Here is a 22,190-nt window from a genome sequence, read left to right on the forward strand (position 1 = left end):
TCGACGTCCGGACGGGAACTGACATGGGCATGGGTGGCCGGCACGAGCCGTTCGCCGCGGTGCGCGAGACACACGTCGCGGTGGTGCTGCTGCTCGGTGCGCACGCCTACAAGCTGAAGAAGCCGGTGGACGTCGGGTTTCTCGACTTCTCCACGCGGGAAAAGCGGCTTTCCGCCTGCCGCCGGGAGGTCGAGCTGAACCGGCGGCTGGCCCCCGATGTCTACCTCGGCGTCGCGGACGTGTCCGGCCCGGGCGGCGCGCCGTGCGACCACCTGGTGGTGATGCGCCGCATGCCCGACGATCGGCGGCTGTCCGCGCTGGTCGCCGCGGGCGAGCCGGTGGCGGACGTGCTGCGCCGGATCGCCCGGATGATCGCCGTGTTCCACGCCGGTGCGGAGCGCGGTCCGGAGATCTCCGCGCAGGGCGGCCGGGACGCGCTCCGCGCCCGCTGGCGGGCCAGCTTCGACCAGGTCCGCGGGCTACGCCTGGCGCGGCGGGACGAGGCGCTGGTCGCCGAGATCCAGCGGTGCGCCTTCGGGTTCCTGGACGGCCGGGAAGCGCTGTTCGACGCCCGCGTGGCGGACGGGCGGATCGTGGACGGGCACGGTGACCTGCTCGCCGACGACATCTTCTGCCTGGCCGACGGGCCGAGGGTGCTGGACTGCCTGGAGTTCGACGACAAGCTGCGCTGGCTGGACGGCTTGGACGATATCGCGTTCCTGGCCATGGATCTGGAGCGGCTGGGCGCCGCGGACCTGGGCGCCCGCCTGCTGGACTGGTACGCGGAGTTCGCCGCCGATCCGGCGCCGCCGTCGCTGCGCCACCACTACCTGGCCTACCGGGCGTTCGTCCGGGCCAAGGTGGGCTGGGTGCGGTGTGAGCAGGGCGAGGCGTCGGCCGCGGCCGGGGCCACCGCGCACGCCGAACTGGCCCTGCGCCACCTGCGGGCCGGTGAGGTGCGCCTGGTCCTCGTCGGTGGGCTGCCGGGGACCGGGAAGTCCACGCTCGCCGGCCAGCTCGCCGACCGGCTCGGCATGGTTCTGCTGTCCAGCGACCGGCTGCGCAAGGAGCTGGCCGGCATCTCCCCCATCACCAGCGCGGCGGACGACTACCGGCACGGCATCTACGCGCCGGAGCACACCGACCGCACCTACCGGGAGCTGCTGGTCCGGGCGGCGGCCCTGCTGGCCCGGGGCGAGTCGGTGGTGGTGGACGCCTCGTGGACCAGCGAGCGGCACCGCCGGCTGGCCGCCGAGGCGGCCGAGCGCACCTCCAGCGCGCTCGTGCCGCTGCGCTGCACGGCACCAGCCGAGGTCACGGTCCGCCGGCTGCGCTCCCGCCGCGGCGGGGTCTCGGACGCCGGTCCCGGCGTGGCGGCGGCGATGGCGGTCGACGCCGACGACTGGCCGCAGGCGTGGACGGTGGACACCACCGGTTCCCCGCGCACCGCACTGCGCCAGGCGCTCCGCGTGCTGCCCACGGCGTGAGGTCGCGGTGAGCCGGCCGGGGCGGTGCGGTCAGCGTGGCCGCGGGATGCGGTCCAGCACGTCGTCGACGGGCCGGCGACCGCTGGCCGGGATGGGCGGGCTGGACGGCGGCGCCCAGCCGACCCGGAGCACGATCTGCGGCGCGGCCCGGCCGCCGAGCACGTGGTCGTGCAGGGCGGCCCGGGTGGTGCCGATCTCCAGCGGCTGGCTCAGCGGGCAGGTGGCCAACCCGAAGTCGGTGGCGGCCAGCAGCACCGCGCTGAGCGCCTCCCCGGCACGCAACCGGGCCACCGTGTCGTCCGAGGTGGTGGCGAGCACCAGCAGCTCGGCGGCGTCCGGCTCGCCGGTCTCCGGGGTCGGCGCCAGCTCGCCCGCTTCGTAGGTGCGCATCGTGATGTCGCCGTAGCCGGGGCCCAGCGGCGCTGCCACGCCCTGGCGCCGGCCGTGCTGGAGGGGCACGTTCGCGGCGGGGACGCCCTCCACCGCGCCACGGCCGCGGCCGCTCCACGCCGCCAACTCGGCCGCGTAGACGGGGTCGGCGTGCTGCCGGATCGCCGCCTCGTCGATCGCCGCGGCGAGCCGGCGGCGCTGCGCCGGGTCGGTCACCGCGACCAGGGTGGTGCCCTGCTCGGCGGCCCGCTCGGCGAGCTGGGCGAGCAGCACCGGGGGCACCGGCCAGGAACTGAACCTCCGCCGGTCGGTGCGGCGCCGGCCGATCGCGGTGGACAGCGCCCTGTCCTCCTCGGCCGGGTCCCGCCGGGTGAACTCCACGGCGGCCAGGTGTTCCGGCCGGGCCGGGTCGGGCAGCCGGCGCACGGTGCTGGCCCAGCCCAGGGCGGCGAACGCCACCCTGGCGTGGTGCAGCATCGCGCCGCAGCTCAGCACCAGGTCGCGGCCGCCGGGATCGGTCGCGGCGAGGTGGCGGTCGGGGTCGGCGAACAGGTGCAGCGCGCGCTCGGCGACCTGCCATCGCCACGGCTGCGAGTTGTGGATCGAGGGTGCGTGGACGGCCAGGGCGATCGCGGCCCGCACGGTGTCGCCGTCGGGTAGCCCGGCATGCATGCCTCCCCACCTCCCGGGTCCACGATGTCGCGGCCGGGGTGGGCGTTCGAGAGTCCTTCGACCTCAGCACGGTCGGCGTCGGTCCCGGCAGCGTGCCGATCCCGTCACGCCGCGCCGGCGAACACATGGCCGTCACCGGGATGAGGTATGCAGGTGACGTGATACCCGTGCACGACACCAACCCGCTGCGGCGCACGCCGTGGGTCACTTTCGCGCTCGTCGCGATCAACGTCGTGGTGTTCCTGCGCATGCCGGCGGCGGCCCACTCGCTGGTCGGCGGCACCACCCTGGGTCAGCTCTGCGACCTGCAGGCCTTCGTCGAGCGCTGGGGCGCGGTGCCCCGCGAGCTGCTGCTCAACCGGCCACCGCGGCTGGTGCCCACCGGCGCGGCGGCGATCGGCGCGCATGGGCCGGGTTGCCTGCTGGGCCCACCGAACTACCAGAAGTCGCCGGTGCTGTCCGTGCTGACCGCGATGTTCCTGCACAGCAGTTGGACGCACCTGCTGGGCAACATGCTGTTCCTGTGGATCTTCGGCAACAACATCGAGGACCGCCTCGGCCGCCTCCGCTTCCTGCTGTTCTACCTGGTGTGCGGGTACGCCGCGGGCTACGGGTTCGCGCTCACCGACCCGTCGTCCGCGCAGCCGCTGGTCGGAGCATCCGGCGCGATCGCCGGGGTGCTCGGCGCGTACCTGGTGCTGTATCCGCGGGTGCGGGTGTGGGCGCTGGTGCCCTTCCTGTTCTTCCTGCCGCTGCGGGTCCCGGCCTGGCTGATGCTGGGGATGTGGTTCGTGCTGCAGGCGCTCTACGCGACCGGCTACGGGACGGCGCAGGCCGGCGCGGTCGCCTATGCCGCGCATGTGATCGGCTTCGCGGTGGGCGCCCTGATCGCCTGGCCGCTGCGGTCCCGCACCTCCGCCCCGCCGCTGGGTTACGCCCGCTGACGCGGAGCACACGTTGCTTGTCTGCCGGCAAGCAACTGACGTGGGCGGGTATCCGCTAGCATGGCCCGCGAAGGGGAGTAGTCCTTCGCCGGTCGTCGACATGCTGGAGCCCCGGTGGGCTCCCGGTGGCCGGGCCCCGCGTGCGGCGGGGTGGGCGAGACCTTCGACCAACGGCTGACGTCTGTCGTCGGCGGGGTCGAGGTCTCGGCGTGTTCCCGGGTTCGTGTCCCCGCCGGGGACGCGAAGGGATACCGCGCTCGTGATTCATTTCGTCCTGCTGATCGGCTGTGCCGCGGCGATCTACCTGTGCTGCGAGTGGTTCGTCAACGCGGTGGAGTGGTTGGGGCACCGGCTGAAGGTCGGGCCGCTGGCGGTGGGCACCATCCTGGCCGCGTTCGGCACCGCGCTGCCGGAGAGCGTGGTGACCTTCGTCGCGGTGATCTTCGGGAACGGCGCCTCCGCGAAGGACATCGGCGTCGGCGCGGCCATGGGCGGTCCGCTCGTCCTGGCCACCATCGCGTACGCGGTGACCGGCTGGATGCTGCTGGCCCGGCGGCGCGTGCCGGCCCGCGCCCCGGTGGACGGCGTCGGCGCGGCGGCGGCCACCGGCGTGGCGCGGGCCGACGTCCTCGGCGACACCCGCAAGCTGGCCAGGGACCAGACCTGGTTCCTGACGGTCTTCGTGGTCAAGGTCGCGCTGGGGTTGGTCGCCTTCGCCGTGAAACCGTGGCTGGGGCTGCTGTTCTTCGCCGCCTACGCGGTGTACTTCTGGCGGGAGATCCGCGCCGAGTCCGCCGGCGACGAGGCGGAGGCGCTCGCTCCGCTGCTGCTGCAGCGCCGCCGGCCGGCCCCGCAGACCTGGGCGGTGGTCGTGCAGACGGCCGCAACCGTGGTGCTGATCTTCCTGGCCTCCCAACTCTTCGTCGCGGAGTTGGACGCCATCGGCCCGATGCTCGGGCTGCCGGCCGCGGTGACCGCGCTGCTGCTGTCCCCGATCGCCACCGAGCTTCCCGAGATCATGAATGTGATCATCTGGGTGCGGCAGGGCAAGACGCCGCTGGCGCTGGCCAACATCTCCGGCGCGATGATGATCCAGGCCACCGTGCCCAGCGGCCTCGGCCTGCTGTTCACCCCGTGGCGGTTCGACGCCGCCCTGGTGGCCTCGGGGATCGCCACCATGGCCGCGATGGGTTACCTGCTGGTCCTGCTGCGCACCCGCCGGCTCACCGCCGGGACACTGTCGCTGGCCGCGCTGTACTACGCCGGCTTCGGCGCCTTCCTGATCGCGCTGCTCCGATAACCCGAACGGAAGAGGATCGACACAGAGCCGGCTACTCCGCGTCATGATGTCAGGGAATCGCGGGAAAATTGTTTCGACCGCCTGCACTATTCACCGCGGCAGGTCACGACAATGTCACAATCGCGCTACTCCAGCATGCCGTCGAGCGTCCCACCAGCATTCCGGTTCCGGCCGCACAGTACGCGCTGACCTGCGCCGACGTCGCTCCCGGGCGGGTGCCACACCACCCGATTCCGGGCGGCGCGACGCGAATACGGCGACGCCGGGCGCGAATTCCTCAGCCCGGTGCCGGCGGGATGGCGCCGGCCAAATACGGTGATCTCGTGAGCTACGACCTGATGTTGTTTCGCCCGCCAGACAACACGAATCCAGAGGTCGCGAGCCTGGAGTTGGACGACATCCTGGACGGGCGCCGGACCTGGCCGTGGCGCGAGGTGCGCGCGGAGGAACGGGAGGCGCGCACGCGGTTGGCCGGTCTGGGGCGGGTCGTCCAGCGGCACCGCGACGTGCTGGTGCTGCTGCTGCCGGACGAGCGGGACCGGTGCCGGGCCCGCGCGGTGATCCGGGCGGCGTTGCCGCACCTGGAGGCGCTGGCCGCGATCGGGTTCCAGATCGAGGACCCGCAGCAGGACCGCCGGCTCCGGTTTCCCACCGACGCCATCGCGCTCACCACGGCGTACGCCGGCTTCTGAACCGGCCCGGCGCCGCGGCGGGCGCGGTGACCGCGGTCTGGTCCCGGACGGCGAACACCCCGAGCGCCGCCGCCCAGGTGACCGCGACGATCGCCAGCAGCCCCCACACCGCGCTGCCGGCCTGGGCGATCCAGCCGATCGCGTACGGCCCGGCGAAGCCGGCAGGGTTGCCGATCAAGTTGATGAACGCGATGCCGGCCGCGGCCGCCGCCCCGGTGAGGAACCGGGCGGGCACGAGCGCGCCGGTGCCCACAGGTGAGCACGCCGAGCAGCACCGCGGGCAGTCCCTCGGCGAGGAACACGGTCTGCCAGCCCAGCAGGGGCACGCGCCGCCACCGGTCACCTGACGAAGTCCTCGACCACCTTGGGCGGCCAGGTACCGGCGGTGAACACCCCCATGGCGTAGGCGCGGGACACCAGCGCGGCCCGGTTGGTCGCCTTGAACTTCCGGAGTAACCCGGTCACGTGGTACTCGACGCCCTGCCGGCTCAGGTAGAGCCGGGCCGCCAGTGGAACGGTGGACAGCCCGGCGGCGATGCCCTCCAGGACGCGCGCGTCGGTCTCGGTGAGCAGTTTCCTGCGGTCGGCCACCGCGCCGGTGCCCATGCCGCCGTGCGCCGGCCGCATCAGCACCAGGATCGCCGTGACGCCAGGCGACCGGCCGCGCACCGCCACTCCGGTGAGCGTGCTCGGGAACGAGGGGCCTTCCAGCCGCACGGCGATCACCTGGGTGGCGAACCGGTCCCGCCGGCCGTCCACCAGGCGGGCGAGTTCCCGGAGCACCGGCCGCCGCGCGCTCGGATGGACCAGGTCGGCGAAGCCGCGGCCGCAGAGATCCGTGGGGGCCCCGCCGAACTGGGCGAAGAACTCCCGGTTGGCGTACTGGACGGTGAGGTCGCGGTCGAGGTGCGCCAGGCACAGTCCGGGCTGGTCGCCGCCCTCGTCCCCGGCGGCGCGGGCGCGGTGCCGCGCCGGCCCGCGTCCGCTGCCGGTTTGCGCGGAATCGTCGAGTGCGGAAACCGTCACGAGACCGCCGTCCCTTCGTCTCCGTCGAAATGCTCGGAATCTCTCGTCGCCGTGCCGCGGGAAACAGAGGCATGGAGGGAGCAGGCCCTCCCAAAAACGTCAGTTCCTTTTGCCGAATGCGGGCCGCGATCCACTGAAATCGACCGTAAGGAGATGGCGGCGCGGTCGTCAACGGCGATCGGGCGGGTGCGGCTAAACCTGTGGTCGCCCACCCGGCAGGTACGGTCGGCGGGCCGGGGCTTCGGTAGTTCGGTTCGGTACGGCGATCTCCGCCCCGCCGAACGAGGCACATTCTGCGGGTTTAAGGTGCTCTTGATGTTCGTTCCGCGGACCGGACCCGAACCGTGCCCGGTGCGCACCGAACCATGCCGACCGCGGCGCAGCAGGGCTGCACGCCGTTCGGCACCGCGAGCGAACGCACCGCATTCGCGGGAGGTGGGGAAAGGAAGGCGTGTTTCGCCGGCCCGGCCGTCGATCCAGCCGGAGGTCAGGACGTGCCGGCCAACTCCAGGGTGGACAGCGCCGCGACGAGTTCCCGCCGCCCGGAAACACCGAGCTTGCGGTAGGCATTCGTCAGGTGCTTCTCGACCGCTCGGGAGGTGACCCCCAACTCGCCGGCGATTTCCTGGTTGGTCAGGCCGCGGCCGGCAAGCGCGGTCACCCGGCGCTCGGTGCGGGTCAGCGGCACCTGCGACCCGGCGGCCGCACCGCTGCCGCACCGGGCCCGCTCCACCAGCCACGGGGCACCACAGGCGGCGGCGAGCGTGCCGCCCTCCCGCAACGCAGCCCGCGCCTCGGCACCGTCGCCGAGGCGGAGACCGAGCAGCACGAGGGCACGGGCCAACTCGAGTTCGTTCGCCGAGCCGCGGAGCGTGTCCACCGCCTCGCGCAGCAGGTCCACGCCGCGCCGGCCGCTGTGCAGCTTGCCCCGCAACCGCAGCGCCCGGCCGAGTGCCGCGGGCGCGCCCCAGGCCACCGCGCCGGCGTGCTCCTCCTCGGCCAGCGCCAGGGCGGAGCGGGCGTCGCCGAGCCGGTGGTAGAGGCTCACCGCCCAGGGCCGCCACGGGAACAGCGCCGGGTTGCGCCAGCCCGACGCCTCGAGTTGCCGGCCGCAGGCCAGCAGCGTGTCCAGCGCGCTGGTCCAGTGACCGCGCTGCGCCTCCAGCGCTGCGTCGACGGTCCGCAGCAGGACCGCGAGTGCCAGGGTGTCGCCGCGGCGGTGCCCGCCGCGCAGTACCCGCTCGCTCAGCGCGGGATCGCGCACCTCCAGCGCCACCGCGCCGAGCACCATGGTGGCCAGCGCGCCGACCTCGTGCCCGTCCGCCGCGGCCAGCCGCATGGCCTGCTCGGCCCGTTCCCTGGCCTGGGCCAGCCGGCCGCGGGCGGTGAGCAGCAACGCCCGCTCCGCGTCGACCAGCGCGTCGCCGAGGGTCGCGTCCCGGCGGCGGGTCCGCTGCTCGACGGACAGCCAGGAGCCGATCTGCCGCACCGAGTCGGCCGCCACCAGCGTGATCGCCACCAGGGGCAGCGCCGAGTGCACGTGCGCGGCGGTGGCCGGTTCTCGTTCCAGGATGCGGTTGCCCAGCTCGGCGACCTCCGCGGCGGTCAGCTGGCAGGTCAGCGTCGCCGCGTTGAGCAGCACGACGAGCAGTTCCCGTTCCGCCGCGGATCGCAGCGGCGGGTCCTCGCCCAACCCGCGCAGCCGCTCCGTCGCCGCGGTGAGTTCGGCCGGGTCCTCGTGCCCGCAGTGCCGCAGCCGCGCCTCCAGCCGCAACGCGGCCTCCCGCGCGCCGCCCTCCAGCGCGTCCGGGGCGCCGAGTTCGCCGGCGACGTCCCGGAGCAGCTCGACCACGGACGGCGGCGCCACGCCGAGCACGGTGGGTGCGATCCGCAGCGCGGCGGCCGCCCGGTCCGTGGCCGTGGTGAGCAGCGGCACGGCCTGGGCGACGTGCCGCTCGCAGGCCGCCGGGTCGAACCCGCGCTCGGCGGTGGCCAGGTCGATCAGCAGCCGCGCCCGATCCTCCCCCTGCGCGGAGCTGTCCATCAGCGCGCGGCGCAGGTAGCGGGCGGCGGTGTCGGGTGCGCCGCGGCGCAGCGCCGTGTCCGCCGCGGACCGCAGCACCACGACCGCCCAGGGCTGCCGCGAGGTGGTGACCGCCATCAGCTGGGCGGCCACCTGCTCCGCCGGGCAACCGTAGCCGTAGAGCAGGGCCGCGGCCGCGTCGTGCAGCCGCTCCCGCTCGGCCACGGTCATCGACGACTCCACCGCGTCCCGCACGACGCGGTGCACGAAGCGCGGTTCCTGCTCGCCGGCCAGCAAGCCGAGCTGGTGCAGCGTGCGCAGTGCGCCGGCGAAGCCGATCGTGTCCAGCCCGGCCAGCCGGGCGATCAGCTCCTGCTCGCCCGCCCCGTCGAAGGCGGCCATGGCGGCGGCCAGGTCGCGGACCGGCCGCGGCTGGGCGCGCAGGCAGCAGACCAGCCGGTCGCGCAGCTGCGCGGGCCGCATCGAGCGGGCCTGCTCGGCCCGGTCGGCGGTCGGCCGGCCACCGGCCACCGCGACGCCCAGCAGGATGGAGCGGAGGAACAGCGGGTTGCCCGCCGAGGTCTGGTGGCAGGCGCGGGCGAACTCCTCCTCGCCCGGCTCGCCGAACTGGTCCAGCACCATGGCGGCGGCACCGGCCGGGGACAGCGGGCGGGGCCGCAGCAGCCGCGTCGCGGCGTCTGCGACCTCGCGGACCAGCGGATGCCGCGCCCTGGGGTCGCCGTCGCGCAGCGTGCAGACCAGCACCGCGCGCAACCCGTGCAGCCGCTTGGCCAGGTAGGCGAGCCAGCGCAGCGAGGGTTCGTCCGCCCACTGCAGGTCGTCCACCAGGAGCAGCAACCGGGAGTCGGCGCTGACCTCGGCGAGCAACGACCGCAGCGCGTGCAGCACCGCCTCGGGCGCGGCGGCGTGGTAGCCGCCGGGTCCGCACACCGCGTCGTCAGCGAACACCAGCCGCACCAGGCCGCCGCGCTCCCGCGTCCAGTCCTCGCGGATCCGGTGCCGCGCCCCGGCCAGCAGGCTGTCGAAGAGTTGGCGCACCACGCCGAAGGCGAAGTCCTGCTCCATGGTGGCCGCGGACGCGCGCAGCACCCGCACCTCCTCGCCGGTGACCAGCGCGGGAAGCTGGTGCAGCAGCGCGGACCGGCCGATGCCGAGCGGGCCGCGGATGAGGACGACGGAGGACTCGCCGTCCTCCGCGGCCCGGAGGGCGGCACCGACCAGCGCCAGCTCGGTGTCCCGCTCGAGCAACATGTGTCTAGGTCCCCTCCATGGCTCGGACCAGCTCGCCGAGTTCCGCGCGGCCGCCGATGCCCAACTTCCGGTAGGCCGAGGACAGCCGGTGCTGCACGGTGCGCGTGCTCACCGCGAGTCGCTCGGCGATGTCCCGGTTGGCGTGGCCGCGGGCGGCCAGCGTCGCCACCCGGCGTTCCGGCTCCGACAGCGCCGTCCACGCCGGGCCCGGTGGATCACCGCCGGCCGGGCCGGTCATCCGCGCGGCGACCTCGCGCACCCGCCGGGCGAGCAGGCCGGACGGGTACCGGGCGGGGATCGCGGACGCCTCGGTGAGCAGCGGTTCGGCGGCGTCCCGGTGGCCGGCGGCAAGCTCGGCGGCGGCGCGTTCGGTCAACGCCCAGGCAGCGGCCAGCCCGGCCGGCGCCGCCCGCGGGGTGCGGCTCGCCGGCCGATCGCCGTCCAGCAGCGCCAGGCAGTGCTCGGCCCAGTCGAGGGTGCCCGGCGTGCCCCACCGGCGGGCCAGCGCGACCTCCTCGCGGGCGAGCCGCACCGCCTCGGCGTGGTCGCCGAGCGCCCCGCTGGCCCTGGCGGTCAGCGAGCGCCAGGGCAGCAGCGCCGGATTGGTCCACTGCCGGCGCAGCAGCCGCCGACCGCATTCCCGGCTCCATGCGGCGGCATCCGCCCACCGCCCCTTCAGCGCGGCCAGCCACGCTTTGGTGAACAGGACGCAGGACCACAGCACGCTCTCCGCCACGCCGCTGGGTGCCGGTGCGTCGGCGAGCGCGCGGGCCTCGTCGAAGCGGCCGCTTTCCAGCGCGGCGGCGACCCGCACGGCGATCAGGTGCGGCACGGCGTGGGGGTGCCAGCCGGACCGGGGCAGCGCCCGCTCGGCGGCGGCCAGGTCACCGGAGACGGCGGCGAGCCGGCCACGCCGCAGGTTCAGCTCGGCGCGGGTGGTGAGCACCCGGGCGGCGGCCGCGGGCGCGTGCTCCGGCCGCACCGCGGCGAGCAGCGCGTCGAGCCGGTCGCCGGCCTCCGCCCAGTCCTCGGTCAGGCACAGCGTCCAGCAGGCCGCCAACCGGGGCAGCACCAACGGGTCCGAGCCGACCAGCGCACGGCGGGCCAGCTCCCGGGCGGCGTCCGGGTGCTCGCCGCGCAGCGCGAGTTGCCAGGCGCGGACTCCTGCCTGCGCCGGGGTCCCGGGGCGGTCCGGCAGCCCGGGGACCGCGGGCACCATCAGCTCGGTGTCGTCCTGCCGGGTCTGCTCGGCCAACCAGAACAGGGCGATCAGCCTGTCCCGTTCCGCGCCCAGCGCACCGGGCAGCGCCTCCGCGGCCGCGCGCAGCGCCCAGCCGGCGTCGCCCCGGGCCAGGCCGAGGTCGACGGCGCGGGCACGCAGCCCCGGTTCGGCGGTGGCCGCGCGGGCCAGCTCGCCGAGCCGGCGGTCGCTGGCCTCGGGCGTGGTCACCGCCTCGATGCCGGCCCGTTCCAGGCTCAACCGCACCCGGTGCGCGGGGGCCAGCGGCTCGGCCAGCGCCCGGGACAGGTAGCCGGCCGCCCGCCGAGGGTCCCGTTCCCGCCGTGCGGTGGCGGCAGCACGGCGCAGCGCGAGAAGCGCCCACCGCGCGCCGCTCGGTTCCGCCCGCACCAGCAGTTCGGCGATCTGGTCGTCGGGCAGCGCCGCCCGGTACGCGAGTTCCGCGGCGCGGCCGTGCAGGTCGGCCCGCTGGGCGGCGGGCATGTCCTCCAGCACGCGGGAACGCACCACCGGACCGCAGATCCGGAGCGTGTCGCCGTCGGTGACGGCGAGCCCGGCCGCTTCCAGCGTGTCCCGCACGCGTCGCTGGTCGGGCGGGCGCGGCTCGGCCAGCGAGCAGACCAGCGGGAAGTCGAGCAGGTCGCCGCACACGGCGAGGGCGCGCAGCACGGCGACCGCCTCGCCGGGCAGGCCCCGCAGCACCCGGGTGACGTGCTCGCCGGTGACCGCCGCCGCGGCCGCGCACAGCTCCGGGACGCGCTCGGCGACCGGCGGGTATCCCCGCCCGGCGAACGCGCGGAGGGCCTCCTCGAGTACCGCCGGACTGCCCGCGGTGGCCGCCGCCGCCGCGACGAAGTGCTCGTCGCCCGGCACGCCGCAGATCGACTCGACCGCGGTGGCCACGCCGCGCGCGCTCAGCGGGGCCAGCGGCAGCTCCATGGCGAGGACCGGACCGGCCGGCACCGCGTCCACGGCCGGCCACCCGGGTTCCGGCGGCGGGGCGCCATCGCGGCTGGCGACCAGCGCGACCGGCGCGCTCGGTAACCGCCGCGCCAGGGCCCGCAGCCAGCGCAGCGACGCCGCGTCGAGCCACTGCGTGTCCGCCACGGCGACCAGCGTCGGCAGCGCCCGCGCCGCACCCAGCAGGGCGGGCAGGCCCGGGAGGTGGTGCCCCGGGTCGCCGCCGACCAGCGCGCGCACCGGGCCGGCGGCGGGTCCGAGCAGCGCGGTCAGCAACTGAACCACCACACCGTGCGGCAGGTCGCGCTCGGCGGGGGTGGCCCGCGCCCGCAGCACCCGCAGTCCCCGGGCGTGCCCGAGGTCCGCGGTCCACCGTAGCAGCGCGTCCTGCCCGCGGCCGGGCCGGCCGGTGACGGTGACCATCGCCGAGCGTCCCCCGGCGAGTTCGGCGACCACCGAGGCGAGCACCGTCTGCTCGCGTTCCCGTTCCACCAGCGGCGGCTCGGCGTGGCGGCGGTCGTTCCGCATGCTGGCCGTCGGCACGGTGCCGGCCCGTCCCGCTCAGCGCCGCCCGCGCGACGCGAGCACCCACTCCGGGGGCCGCGCGTCGCCGGCGGTCCGGTCCTGCGGCACGGCGCCCAGCGCGGTGGCCAACTCGCCGCGGCGCAGCACGCCGAGCTTGCGGTACACGCTGGTCAGATGCGTCTCCACGGTGCGGACGGTGACGAACAGCGACTCCGCGATGGTCCGGTTGCTCTGCCCCGCCGCGGCCAGCGCGGCGACCCGGCGCTCCATACCGGTCAGCATGGCGACCGGGGACGCGGCGATCTCCCGCATGCGCCCTCCCGCGGCGACCAGGGCGGAACGGGCAGCCCCGGCCAGCGGAAGCGCGCCGCAGCGCCGGGCGCCGTCCACCGCCGTGCGCAGGTGCTCGCGTGCCCCTCGGTGGTCGTCGAGGCCGAGCAGGGCCGCCCCGAGCAGGTACTCGGCCTGCGCGTGGTCGAGCCGGGCCGGTGAGCCGGACAGCTCGTCCACCGCCTCGATGAGGTGGTCGACGCCGGCGCGGCCGGGGCTGATGACGCCGCGGGCCAGCGCGGCCAGGCCGCGCACCCGGGAGGTTCCCCACCGGTCGGCCAGTTCGCCGGCCTGCTCGACGATCTCCCGCGCCTCGGCGGGCCGGCGCAGCTCGGCCAGCAGGCACGCGGCGTGCACCCACCAGCGGGTGTAGGCGGGGTTGACCAGCCCGCACTCCCGCAGGGACCGGCCGCAGTCGAGGAAGAGGCGCAATGCCCGCTCCCGGTCGCCGAGTGCCCACCGCACCCGGCCGTGGGCGACCAGGTACCAGTGGTACTCCCAGACGAACCGGTCCAGGTTGGGCCGGGTGATCCGGGCGAGCACCCGCGCGGCGCGGTCCGGCTGGCCCCGCTCCACAAGCGCCGTGGCCAGCGCGATCTGCGGGGTGCTCATGCCCGCGCCCCACCGCTCGTCACCGGTGATCTCCAGCGCCGTCTGCGCGTCGGCGAGCGCATCCGCGACGGCGCCCAGGCCGTGCAGCACCCGGGAGCGGGTGGCCAGCGCGAGCACGTACGTCCACACCGCGGCGTTCCGCTGGGCGCCGGCCAGCACGCGGTCCAGCACGTCGAGCGCGTCCCGCACCTCGTCGGCGAGGTGGAGGACCAGGGTGGCGGGCAGCAACACCCAGGCACCGAGGTCGGTGTTCGGCGGGCGCACGGCGCGGCGGGCCGCCTCGACCACCCGCGCCCGGTCGCGGCCGTCCATCGCGGCCAGCACGCCGCCCATGGCGAGCATCTGCCGCTGGGCGGGTGTGTCACCGGGCGGCGTGGGCAGCCGGGCGGCCCGCTCCCGCACCGCGGCGATCGTGCTCTTCTCGTCCGCGCCCACGATCATCAGGGTGGCCTCGGCGAGGGTGCGCAGTTCCCGGTCGGCCGGGTGGGGGTCCGGTTCGGCCGCCAGGTCGTCCAGCGCGCCGGTGAGCACCCGCACCGCGTCCGGCGAGCGCTGCACGGGCAGGCAGGTGACCCCGTACTGCACGGCGATCGCCGTCCGGGTGCGCGCGTCGGGGCACCGGGCGAGCGCCTCGTCCAGCAGCCGCAGCGCCTCCGCCGGGTCGAACTCGGCCAGCGCCCCAGCCAGCTGACGCCGCACCCCGACGCTGTCCGGCTCCGCCTCCAGCACCCGGTACAGGTAGCGGGCCGCGGACTCCGGAGCGCCCCGGCCGGCCGCCTGCGCCGCGGCGTCCCGGAGCACGGCGACCATCCATGGCGCCTCCAGCGCGGGTACCAGCAGCACCTGGTTGGCCACCTCGTCGGCAGGGCGGCCCGCGTCGCTGAGCAGCAGCGCCGCCCGCACCCGCCACCGGCCCACCGCCGCGGCGTCCAACCGGTCCAGCACCGCCGCCCGGACCAGGTCGTGCACCAGGTCGAGGTGTCGCGGGGCGACCAGTTCGGCCCGCCGCAGCACGGCCACCGCGTCGTGCAGCACCGCCGGCGACACACCGGCGAGCGCGGCGAGGAACTCCGGCGGCTCCGGCCCGGCGACCGCGATCGCGGTGGCCACCGCCGTGACGTCGTCGGGTTGGCGGTCCAGCCAGCCGCGCACCCGCCCGGCGACGACCTGGCCGCCGATCTCGTCGACCCGCTGCGCGCCCTGCGCGTCCGGCCGCACGCCGCCGTCGCGCAGTTCGTGCAACAGCCGGGCGAGGGTGAGCGGGTTGCCGCCGGAGACCACCGCGACCCGCCGCACGAACGGCACGGCCACCGGGGCGGTGAACGCGCGCCGGGCCAGTTCCGCCACCTCCGGCTCGCCCAGCGGCGGTAACGGCAGCTCCACCAGCCGTGGATCGGCCAGCACGTCGCGCAGCGCGGCCGGGGCCGCCGGCGCCTGCTCCGCGCGCCGGGCGAGGACCACCAGCAGCGGTAATCGGTCCGCGCGCCGGAGCAGGAACTCCACCCAGCGCAGCGACCGCCCGTCGCACCAGTGCACGTCGTCGATCATCAGCACCAGCGGGCGGTCGGTGACCAGGTTGACCACCAACCAGTACAGCCCGTGTAACACCGGGTACGTGGCCGCGCCCGCGTCCTCGGGCGCGGGCCGGTCGCCGAGCGCCGGCAGCGCGCGCCGGGCACTCCCGCGCAGCAGCGGCGACTCCGGGTTCTCCGCCAGCCGCAGCGGCGCGAACAGCCGCCGCACCGCGCCGTATCCGGTGGCGGCGACGACCTCGCAGCACGGCGCGTGCAGCACGGTCATCCCGTGGCAGGCGCCGCCGTCGCGGAACGCGCGCAGCAGGCTCGTCTTGCCGATCCCCGTCGGGCCGGACACCAGAACCAGCCCGGACCGGCCGTCGCGGGCGGCACCGGCGCATTCGGCCAGGAGGGCCAGTTCGTCGGCCCGACCGACCAGCGTGCTGGACACGCCGGCAGCCTCGGTGCGGTCCAGCACGGCTGTCCTCCTCGAGCGTGGGAACCGCGACGACCACTCGCCGACTCACGCCGCGTGATGGGTGTCACCCACGACAGTAGCAAACCGATCACCCTATTTGGCTACGTTGAGTCAGAAAGAGCGACATGCCTTGGCACAGAACGTCGTAGTAGCTAACCCGTTCAGCCTAGGTACTGGCCAGGGTTAACACTGTGTGCGACATCGAGCGGCGGGGTCCGGCCGCAGTCAGCGAGGAAGCCGCGCGCCATCGCCCGGGCCGCCACCGGGCCGCGGGTCACGGCGTCCACAGAGGACCGTGCACGGCGGATCAGACAGCGGGCCATTGTTCTCCTACCCGGTCCGTTCGGGCTGACCTAACCTGGGCGGGCTGGTCCCGGCCAGCGGACGAGGAGGACGCCGCGCCGAGCGGCCCGACGAAGGGGTTTGCCGTCACCGTGTCCCCGCTTGCCGAACTCGAGGCCGAACTCCCGCCGGGCACGCTGGTCACCGACCCGGACGTGGTGGCGGGCTACCGGGCGGACCGGGCCGACCTGGTGCCCGCCGGTCACCCCCTGGCCGTGGCCCGGGTCACCGACACCGAGCAGGTGTGTACGGCGATGCGATGGGCGCAGCGGCACGGGGTGACGGTGATCCCGCGGGGCGCCGGCACCGGCCTGTCCGGGGGCGCGAACGCCGTGGACGGCTGCCTGGTGGTCAGTCTGGAGCGGATGACGGCCATCCGGGAGATCGACGCCGAGAACCACCTCGCCGTGGTGGAGGCCGGGGTGATCAATGCCGACCTGGGGCGCGCGGTCGCCGAGCACGGGCTGTTCTACCCGCCCGACCCAGGCAGCTTCGAGATCTCCACCATCGGCGGCAACCTGGCCACCAACGCCGGCGGCATGCGCTGCGTGAAGTACGGCGTGACCCGGGACGCCACTCTCGGCCTCGAGGTCGTGCTGGCCGACGGCCGGGTGCTGCGCACGGGCGGCCGCGCGGTGAAGAACGTGGCCGGCCTGGACCTCACCCGGCTGTTCGTCGGCTCGGAGGGCACCCTCGGCATCATCACGGCGGCCACGCTGCGGCTGCGGCCCGCTCCCCCAGCGCCGCCGGCCACCTTCGTGGCCACCTTCCCGAGCGCTCCGGCCGCCGGTGCCGCGGTCAGCGCGATCATCGCCGCCGGCGCGGTGCCCAGCATGCTCGAACTCATGGAGCACGAGGCGATCAACGCGATCGAGGACTACCGGCGGATGGACCTCGACCGGAACGCCGCCGCGCTGCTGATCGGCCAGGCCGACGGTTACGACGCCGCGCGGCAGGTGGCGACGATGATCCGCTGCTGCGAGGAAGCCGGCGCGGACTTCGTCGTCGACACCCAGGATCCGGCCGAGGCCGACGGTCTGCTGCAGGCCCGCCGGCTAGCCGGCCTGGCGCTCACCGAGCAGGGGCCCTCGGTGATCGAGGACGTCGGGGTGCCCCGGTCCCGGCTGGCCGAGATGCTCGCCGCGCTGGCCGACATCGCCGAGTCGACCGGGGTGCGCATCGCCACTGTGGGCCATGCCGGCGACGGCAACCTGCACCCGACCCTCATCCTTCCCGATCTGGAGCCGGCGACCCGGGAGCACGCGCTGAAGACCGCCGAGGCGGTCTGCCGGGCGGCGCTCGCCCTCGGCGGCACGGTCACCGGCGAGCACGGCGTGGGCATCCTCAAGCGGGACTGGCTGGCCGGCCAGCTCGACGACACCGCACTGGACGTGCACCGGGCGATCAAGGCCGCGCTCGACCCCCGGCAACTGCTCAACCCCAACCGGGGCTGGTGACCGCCGGCGCGGGTCAGCGCTCCGTATGCGGATCGAAGGCGGCCAGCGCCGGGAGGTTGCCGTGCATACGGCGGAGGAACTCGAAGAGCAGCCCCCGCTCGGCGGCGGAGAAGCCGGTGAGCAGGATTTCCTGGCGCCGCAGCGCGATCCCCGTCATGTGATCGTGTAACCGCTCGCCGGCCCGGGTGGCGAAGACCCGGCGCCGGCCGCGGTCCGGCTCGATCGACAGGTACCCCCGGTCACGCAGCAGCCGCACGCTCCGGCTCACCACCGCCTTGTTCAGCCCGACCACGTCACCGATCACGCTTGCGGTGCTGCCCGGTTCGTTGACCACGGCGGACATCACCCGCCATTCGTTGGTACCGACGCCGAACTCGCGGAGGAAGATCCGGGAACCGCCCCAGCACAGCGCGTTCGAGATCAGACTCAGATAGGCCGGCGCGTACGTGTCGCGGGTGACACTCCTGGATAACTGGCGTTTCTGCGGCCGCTCGCGACTCATCGTCGAGTGGTCCCGTCCGTTTCGATTCGGTTGCGCGGGTCGCACGCACTGTATCGACCACGATCGCCCGACCGGCCGCGAGCGGACTAGTTGACAAAGCAATTACATTGCCCAGTGAGGCGGTCGCGCCCCCAGGCCGCCGAAGGACCCCTGGCCTCACCCCCCGGGCCAGGGGTCCCCCTCTTTCCCGGCCGTCCCGGCCAGGAAAGGGCTCTCCTGGCCGTCCCGGGTCCGCTCCGGCGCTCCGACGCGTGGTCTACGTGGACAACGAACCGGTCGCGGTGAGCCATGCCCGGCACATGCTGCGCGGCAACCCGCACGCCACGATGATCGAGGGCGACCTGCGGGACGTGGACGGGGTGGTACGCCACCCGGAGACGCGGCGCCTGCTCGACTTCGGCCGGCCGATGGCGGTGCTCATGGTGGCGGTGCAGCACTTCCTGCCGGACGGCGACCGGCCGGCCGAGGTGGTGGCCCGCTACCGGGACGCCGTGGTGCCCGGGAGCTACCTCGCGCTGTCGCACATCGCCAGTGACGGCAGCGAGGACGTGCGCCGCGCCGCCGCGTGGTTCGCGCGGACGCCGGCGCCGATGACGCCGCGGACGCATGGCGAGTTCGCCGCGATGCTGGCCGGCCTCGATCTCGTGCCGCCCGGCGTCACCTGGACCACGCAGTGGCATCCGGACGGCAGCGACGCGGAGTTGCCCAGCCCGCGGCACGCCGGGATCCACGTCGGGGTCGGCCGGGTGCCCGGCGCCGCCGCGTCCTGACGCTCAGGCCACGGGTTCGCGATCCGTGGCGCGGCCGTTGCTCGGCAGGATGCCGAGGCCGAGGTGCACGCCCAGCCACACCAGCCCGATGCTCAGGGCCGCCATGCCGCCGGGCGCCCAGGGCTGCCACGGGCTGAGCCCCAGACCGCGCCGGACATATGCCGAGAGCGTTCGCTCCGGGTGACCGTCAACGACCATGGCGATCTCGTAGCCGATGCCCGCGGCGCCGATCAGCGCCCAGCCGAGCGCATACGGGTCGACGACGATCGCCTTCCGGGCAAACAACCGTGGCGTTCTCATCGGGGCCTCCGCACGACGTGACATCCGTGCCAGGAACCCAAGTATGGCGGGCACCACGCCGGTGGTACGGCCGCTTGGGCTTGCCCAGGGAGGTTAGGGTGCGCGGAGTGAGCAGTGAATGCCTCTTCTGCCGGATCGTCGCCGGTGCCATCCCGGCGAAGGTCGTGCACGAGACCGACACCGTGCTGGCGTTCCAGGACGTCAACCCGCAGGCCCCCACGCACGTGCTGGTGATTCCCAAGGAGCACTACCCGGACGCCGCCACGATGGCGAACGCGGACCCGGCGCTCGCCGGCGAGGTGCTCGCCACCGCCGGTGAGGCCGCCAAGATCAGCGGGGTGGACGCGTCCGGGTACCGGTTGGTCTTCAACACCGGCGCCGACGCCACCCAGACGGTGTTCCACGTCCACTGCCACGTCATCGGTGGGCGTGCCATGACGTGGCCGCCGGGCTGAGCCACCGGCGCGACCGCCGAGATTACAGTAACCGGGTGCCAGCCTTCGATTCCGGCGCGATGCTCGCGGTGGCCCGCGAGGAGGCGATGCTCGGCAGGTCCGAGGGCGGTGTCCCGATCGGGGCCGCCCTGTTCACTGTGGACGGTGCACTGCTCGGTCGAGGGCGCAACCGCCGGGTGCAGGACGGCGATCCTGCCATGCACGCGGAGACCTCGGCCTTCCGCAACGCCGGTCGGCGGCCGCACTACCGCGACACCGTCATGGTGACCACGCTGTCGCCGTGCTGGTACTGCAGCGGCCTGGTACGGCAGTTCGGTATCGGCCATGTCGTGATCGGCGAGGCCACCACGTTCTCCGGCGGCCACGACTGGCTGGCCGAGCACGGCGTCGACATCACGATCCTCGACGACCCCGACTGCATCGCGATGATGCGCGCGTTCATCGAGAAATGTCCCGAGTTGTGGTTCGAGGACATCGGCGTGGACGGGACCGGCACTCGTCGAGGTGAGTAGTCCGCGGCGATTGCCGCGGCCACCTGGCTTCTCGCCGGGACGGGAAAATGGCGGGTGGAGTCCGCGTTGATTTCCGCGTTCCCTGCCCACCCACCGGGAAACGTCCCGTGCCCGTGGGCGGCCCGAGCCGAGTGACGTCGAGGTCACCCGCCGTGGCACCTGTCCAGGCGAATCCACCCTGGGGCATTGGTCACGGAAAAGGCCTTCCTACCTGGCCTGTTCCGCATCGTTCCCCCGTTCGCGACGTGCTGGCCAACCGATTGACGTATGCGGCCGTACTCGCACCGTGACGAACGCGTGATGGGACCGCTGGTCGTATTCCAGCCGCGGTCCGACAAACCGGGCCGGCGAAGATCCCACAACAACAGGGAGTTCCCAATGGAAAACACCATCATCAACCTGGCGGCCCAGGAGACGGAGCTGCTGCCGAGCCGCGTCGCGCTCTCCAAGGTCGACATCGACGACTTCGACTTCCGGCCCGACATCGACCAGGACATCGACCAGGACAACGACGCCCACATTGACGCCGACGACTCCACCGTCCACAACACCCAGCTGAACATCGCGAGCCAGACCGCGAACAGCAACATCAAGTTCTGATACTTGCCATTACCGCAGTGCCGGTGGCCGCCCGTGGGCGGTGGTTACCGTCAACGGGCGGCCACCGTTCGGTTCGCGAAAGGATTCCGCTCAATGGTCAAGTACCGCACGCGTCTGGAGCGGGAGCACATCGAACTGCTGCCCACACGCGAGGCACTCGGTGCCGGTCTGGTCAATGTCACTATCGCCCCGATCATTCAGATCGGGCCACAGTTCAACGTCGCATTCGTGCTGTTCGGTGGAACGATCAACGAGCACAACGTGCTCAGCCAGCACGGTGATCCGGAACTGTGAACAGTCGCGGATCTCGTGGGAAGCAGTCTGTTTCCGTTGTTTCCACTGCTTCCCACGAGATCCGTCCCACGTCACCCGATGCGACACGGGCGGAAACGACCGAGGAGAGAAGCATGCAGACGGGCTCCCCGTTCACGGCGACCGCGGCGGTGACCGCCGCCCCGGAGTCTCCGGGCGCCCTCGTGCCCCGGGTCGCGGAGGGAGTGGAAGCGCTGGGCGAGTACCAGGGTTCCGGCTACCAGGAAGGCCGCTACCTCGTCTACCGCGCTGACCAGCAGGCCGTGCTCCTCAGTCCCCTGCTCTACCTGCTCCTCACCCAGGTGGACGGCCATCGTGACATCGCGACAATCGCCCAGCGGCTCAGTACGGCATACGACCAGCCGCTGGACGCGGACGGGGTCCGCTATCTCATCGAGGAGAAACTGGAACCGCTGGGCCTCGTGCTCCTTCGCCAGCCCCCGACCACACCGCCCCGTGCCGACCCGCTGCTGGCACTGACCCTGCGGGGCGTGCTGCTGCCGACCCGAGCCGTCCAGCGGATCGCGCGGCTGTTCGCGCCGTTGCACCTGCCACCCGTCGTGGCCGCATTCATCGCCGCGTTCGTCGCCATGGACGGCTGGATGTTCGGGACCGGGCACGCCGACGCCGCCATGCGGGAAACCGTGGCCGAGCCCGGACAGACGCTGGCCTTCATCCTGCTCATGCTCGCGACGATCGTCTTCCACGAGTTCGGGCACGCCTCGGGATGCCACTACGGTGGCGCGCGGCCGGGAGCCATCGGCGTCGGACTCTACCTCGCGTTCCCGTGCTTCTACACCAACGTGACCGACGCCTACCGCCTGAACCGCGGCGGCCGGCTACGGACCGACCTCGGCGGGGTGTACTTCAACGCCGTCTTCGTCGTCGCGCTGGGCTGCTGCTACCTCGCCGTGGGCTACCCGCCGTTGCTGGCGGCGGCCATGGTCGGGAACTTCCTGATCCTCCAACAACTGTCGCCGTCGCTACGACTGGACGGCTACTACATCATGGGCGACCTGGTGGGCGTGCCCAACCTGTTCGGCCAGGTGCGACCGATCCTCCGCAGCCTGCTACCGCGGAAACTGCGCCGAGACTCCCATCCGGTAAGTATCAACCTGCGCCCACGAGTGCGTTGGATGGTCACCGCGTGGGTCGTGACGGTCGTTCCCTTCCTGATGGGCAGCCTGATCCTGATGCTGATCCGCCTGCCGGCCTACACCTCGAGCGTCTGGCACGGTTCGATACGGCACTGGACGGCGGCCGTGCACGCATACCAGCACCATCAGATCCTCGGCGCGGTACTGGCCGGATTCTCGACACTCCTGCTCTGGCTGCCCTGGATCGGCATGGCGACCATCGCGGTTCGGACACTCAGGCGCCTGTACCGCGCGCTGGTCCGGCTGGTCGACCGCCGCCGGACGAAGATCGGCGCCACCGCCGGCGTCACCGTGGCCTGACGCCTCGGCGCTCCCTCG

19 protein-coding genes are annotated in these 22,190 nt (G+C 73.9%); 11 read left to right on the forward strand and 8 right to left on the reverse strand.

The features are described from left to right. Window positions 1-23 precede the first annotated feature (23 nt). Window positions 24-1,487, forward strand: a complete 1,464-nt coding sequence (locus tag FFT21_RS07110) for a bifunctional aminoglycoside phosphotransferase/ATP-binding protein (protein ID WP_137812953.1) — start codon at window positions 24-26, stop codon at window positions 1,485-1,487. Between the two features lie 30 nt (window positions 1,488-1,517). On the opposite strand, the gene FFT21_RS07115 is transcribed toward FFT21_RS07110, so the two are convergent. Then, complete coding sequence (locus FFT21_RS07115) at window positions 1,518-2,549, reverse strand: Acg family FMN-binding oxidoreductase (protein ID WP_137812954.1); 1,032 nt, start codon at window positions 2,547-2,549, stop codon at window positions 1,518-1,520. Window positions 2,550-2,587: 38 nt separating this feature from the next. On the opposite strand from FFT21_RS07115, the gene FFT21_RS07120 reads away from it, so the two are divergent. The 3 genes from FFT21_RS07120 to FFT21_RS07130 all read left to right on the forward strand — a co-directional run bounded on the left by FFT21_RS07120 (window position 2,588) and on the right by FFT21_RS07130 (window position 5,485). After that, window positions 2,588-3,493: a rhomboid family intramembrane serine protease gene (locus tag FFT21_RS07120; protein ID WP_225978159.1), complete on the forward strand. Its 906-nt coding sequence runs from the start codon at window positions 2,588-2,590 to the stop codon at window positions 3,491-3,493. A gap of 259 nt (window positions 3,494-3,752) precedes the next feature. Next, window positions 3,753-4,793 (forward strand): sodium:calcium antiporter, encoded by a 1,041-nt coding sequence (locus FFT21_RS07125; protein WP_137812955.1) that lies wholly within the window; start codon window positions 3,753-3,755, stop codon window positions 4,791-4,793. Window positions 4,794-5,116: 323 nt separating this feature from the next. Beyond that, entirely contained in the window at window positions 5,117-5,485 is a 369-nt protein-coding gene (locus FFT21_RS07130) for a hypothetical protein (RefSeq protein ID WP_137812956.1), read from the forward strand. On the opposite strand, the gene FFT21_RS29590 is transcribed toward FFT21_RS07130, so the two are convergent. From FFT21_RS29590 to FFT21_RS07155, 5 genes are all read right to left on the reverse strand, one after another. Beyond that, window positions 5,460-5,738, reverse strand: a complete 279-nt coding sequence (locus tag FFT21_RS29590) for a hypothetical protein (RefSeq protein ID WP_225978160.1) — start codon at window positions 5,736-5,738, stop codon at window positions 5,460-5,462. The two genes, FFT21_RS07130 and FFT21_RS29590, sit on opposite strands and share 26 nt — an antisense overlap. A gap of 86 nt (window positions 5,739-5,824) precedes the next feature. After that, window positions 5,825-6,511 carry a helix-turn-helix transcriptional regulator gene (locus FFT21_RS07140; protein ID WP_225978161.1) on the reverse strand — a complete coding sequence of 229 codons (687 nt, stop codon included), beginning with the start codon at window positions 6,509-6,511 and terminating at the stop codon, window positions 5,825-5,827. A gap of 487 nt (window positions 6,512-6,998) precedes the next feature. Continuing rightward, window positions 6,999-9,806: an ATP-binding protein gene (locus tag FFT21_RS07145; RefSeq protein WP_137812957.1), complete on the reverse strand. Its 2,808-nt coding sequence runs from the start codon at window positions 9,804-9,806 to the stop codon at window positions 6,999-7,001. Between the two features lie 4 nt (window positions 9,807-9,810). Further along, a complete protein-coding gene (locus FFT21_RS07150) occupies window positions 9,811-12,534 on the reverse strand; it encodes a LuxR C-terminal-related transcriptional regulator (protein WP_137812958.1) in 2,724 nt (907 codons plus the stop codon). A gap of 33 nt (window positions 12,535-12,567) precedes the next feature. Continuing rightward, on the reverse strand, window positions 12,568-15,465 hold the full coding sequence (locus FFT21_RS07155) for a helix-turn-helix transcriptional regulator (RefSeq protein ID WP_225978162.1): 2,898 nt from the start codon (window positions 15,463-15,465) through the stop codon (window positions 12,568-12,570). Window positions 15,466-15,899: 434 nt separating this feature from the next. Between FFT21_RS07155 and FFT21_RS07160 the strand changes: the two genes are divergently transcribed. Continuing rightward, window positions 15,900-17,264 carry an FAD-binding oxidoreductase gene (locus FFT21_RS07160; RefSeq protein WP_137812959.1) on the forward strand — a complete coding sequence of 455 codons (1,365 nt, stop codon included), beginning with the start codon at window positions 15,900-15,902 and terminating at the stop codon, window positions 17,262-17,264. A 13-nt stretch (window positions 17,265-17,277) separates the two neighbouring features. Here the strand turns inward: FFT21_RS07160 and FFT21_RS07165 are convergent, their stop codons facing one another. Continuing rightward, window positions 17,278-17,766, reverse strand: coding sequence for a MarR family winged helix-turn-helix transcriptional regulator (locus FFT21_RS07165; protein WP_137812960.1), 489 nt, complete (start codon window positions 17,764-17,766; stop codon window positions 17,278-17,280). 251 nt (window positions 17,767-18,017) lie between these two features. On the opposite strand from FFT21_RS07165, the gene FFT21_RS29100 reads away from it, so the two are divergent. Next, complete coding sequence (locus FFT21_RS29100; protein ID WP_192909416.1) at window positions 18,018-18,536, forward strand: SAM-dependent methyltransferase; 519 nt, start codon at window positions 18,018-18,020, stop codon at window positions 18,534-18,536. A gap of 3 nt (window positions 18,537-18,539) precedes the next feature. On the opposite strand, the gene FFT21_RS07175 is transcribed toward FFT21_RS29100, so the two are convergent. Beyond that, window positions 18,540-18,836 carry a hypothetical protein gene (locus tag FFT21_RS07175; RefSeq protein ID WP_137812962.1) on the reverse strand — a complete coding sequence of 99 codons (297 nt, stop codon included), beginning with the start codon at window positions 18,834-18,836 and terminating at the stop codon, window positions 18,540-18,542. Between the two features lie 107 nt (window positions 18,837-18,943). On the opposite strand from FFT21_RS07175, the gene FFT21_RS07180 reads away from it, so the two are divergent. From FFT21_RS07180 to FFT21_RS07200, 5 genes are all read left to right on the forward strand, one after another. Next, on the forward strand, window positions 18,944-19,291 hold the full coding sequence (locus FFT21_RS07180; RefSeq protein ID WP_137812963.1) for a histidine triad nucleotide-binding protein: 348 nt from the start codon (window positions 18,944-18,946) through the stop codon (window positions 19,289-19,291). 59 nt (window positions 19,292-19,350) lie between these two features. Then, window positions 19,351-19,803 carry a nucleoside deaminase gene (locus FFT21_RS07185; protein WP_137813001.1) on the forward strand — a complete coding sequence of 151 codons (453 nt, stop codon included), beginning with the start codon at window positions 19,351-19,353 and terminating at the stop codon, window positions 19,801-19,803. A gap of 378 nt (window positions 19,804-20,181) precedes the next feature. Then, window positions 20,182-20,403, forward strand: coding sequence for a hypothetical protein (locus FFT21_RS07190; RefSeq protein WP_137812964.1), 222 nt, complete (start codon window positions 20,182-20,184; stop codon window positions 20,401-20,403). Between the two features lie 93 nt (window positions 20,404-20,496). Beyond that, complete coding sequence (locus FFT21_RS07195; RefSeq protein WP_137812965.1) at window positions 20,497-20,697, forward strand: hypothetical protein; 201 nt, start codon at window positions 20,497-20,499, stop codon at window positions 20,695-20,697. A 113-nt stretch (window positions 20,698-20,810) separates the two neighbouring features. After that, a complete protein-coding gene (locus FFT21_RS07200) occupies window positions 20,811-22,172 on the forward strand; it encodes a hypothetical protein (protein WP_137812966.1) in 1,362 nt (453 codons plus the stop codon). Window positions 22,173-22,190 lie beyond the last annotated feature (18 nt).

Source organism: Gandjariella thermophila, assembly GCF_005405885.1.
GTDB classification, from domain to species: Bacteria; Actinomycetota; Actinomycetes; order Mycobacteriales; family Pseudonocardiaceae; genus Gandjariella; species Gandjariella thermophila.

Bases quoted from the DNA above. Each gene is read 5' to 3' on its own strand.
- FFT21_RS07150 (WP_137812958.1), bottom strand. From the start codon at position 12,534: ATGCGGAACGACCGCCGCCACGCCGAGCCGCCGCTGGTGGAACGGGAA.
- FFT21_RS07195 (WP_137812965.1), top strand. From the start codon at position 20,497: ATGGTCAAGTACCGCACGCGTCTGGAGCGGGAGCACATCGAACTGCTG.
- FFT21_RS07200 (WP_137812966.1), top strand. From the start codon at position 20,811: ATGCAGACGGGCTCCCCGTTCACGGCGACCGCGGCGGTGACCGCCGCC.
- FFT21_RS07175 (WP_137812962.1), bottom strand. From the start codon at position 18,836: ATGAGAACGCCACGGTTGTTTGCCCGGAAGGCGATCGTCGTCGACCCG.
- FFT21_RS07190 (WP_137812964.1), top strand. From the start codon at position 20,182: ATGGAAAACACCATCATCAACCTGGCGGCCCAGGAGACGGAGCTGCTG.
- FFT21_RS07115 (WP_137812954.1), bottom strand. From the start codon at position 2,549: ATGCATGCCGGGCTACCCGACGGCGACACCGTGCGGGCCGCGATCGCC.
- FFT21_RS07110 (WP_137812953.1), top strand. From the start codon at position 24: ATGGGCATGGGTGGCCGGCACGAGCCGTTCGCCGCGGTGCGCGAGACA.
- FFT21_RS07145 (WP_137812957.1), bottom strand. From the start codon at position 9,806: ATGTTGCTCGAGCGGGACACCGAGCTGGCGCTGGTCGGTGCCGCCCTC.
- FFT21_RS07165 (WP_137812960.1), bottom strand. From the start codon at position 17,766: ATGAGTCGCGAGCGGCCGCAGAAACGCCAGTTATCCAGGAGTGTCACC.
- FFT21_RS07185 (WP_137813001.1), top strand. From the start codon at position 19,351: ATGCTCGCGGTGGCCCGCGAGGAGGCGATGCTCGGCAGGTCCGAGGGC.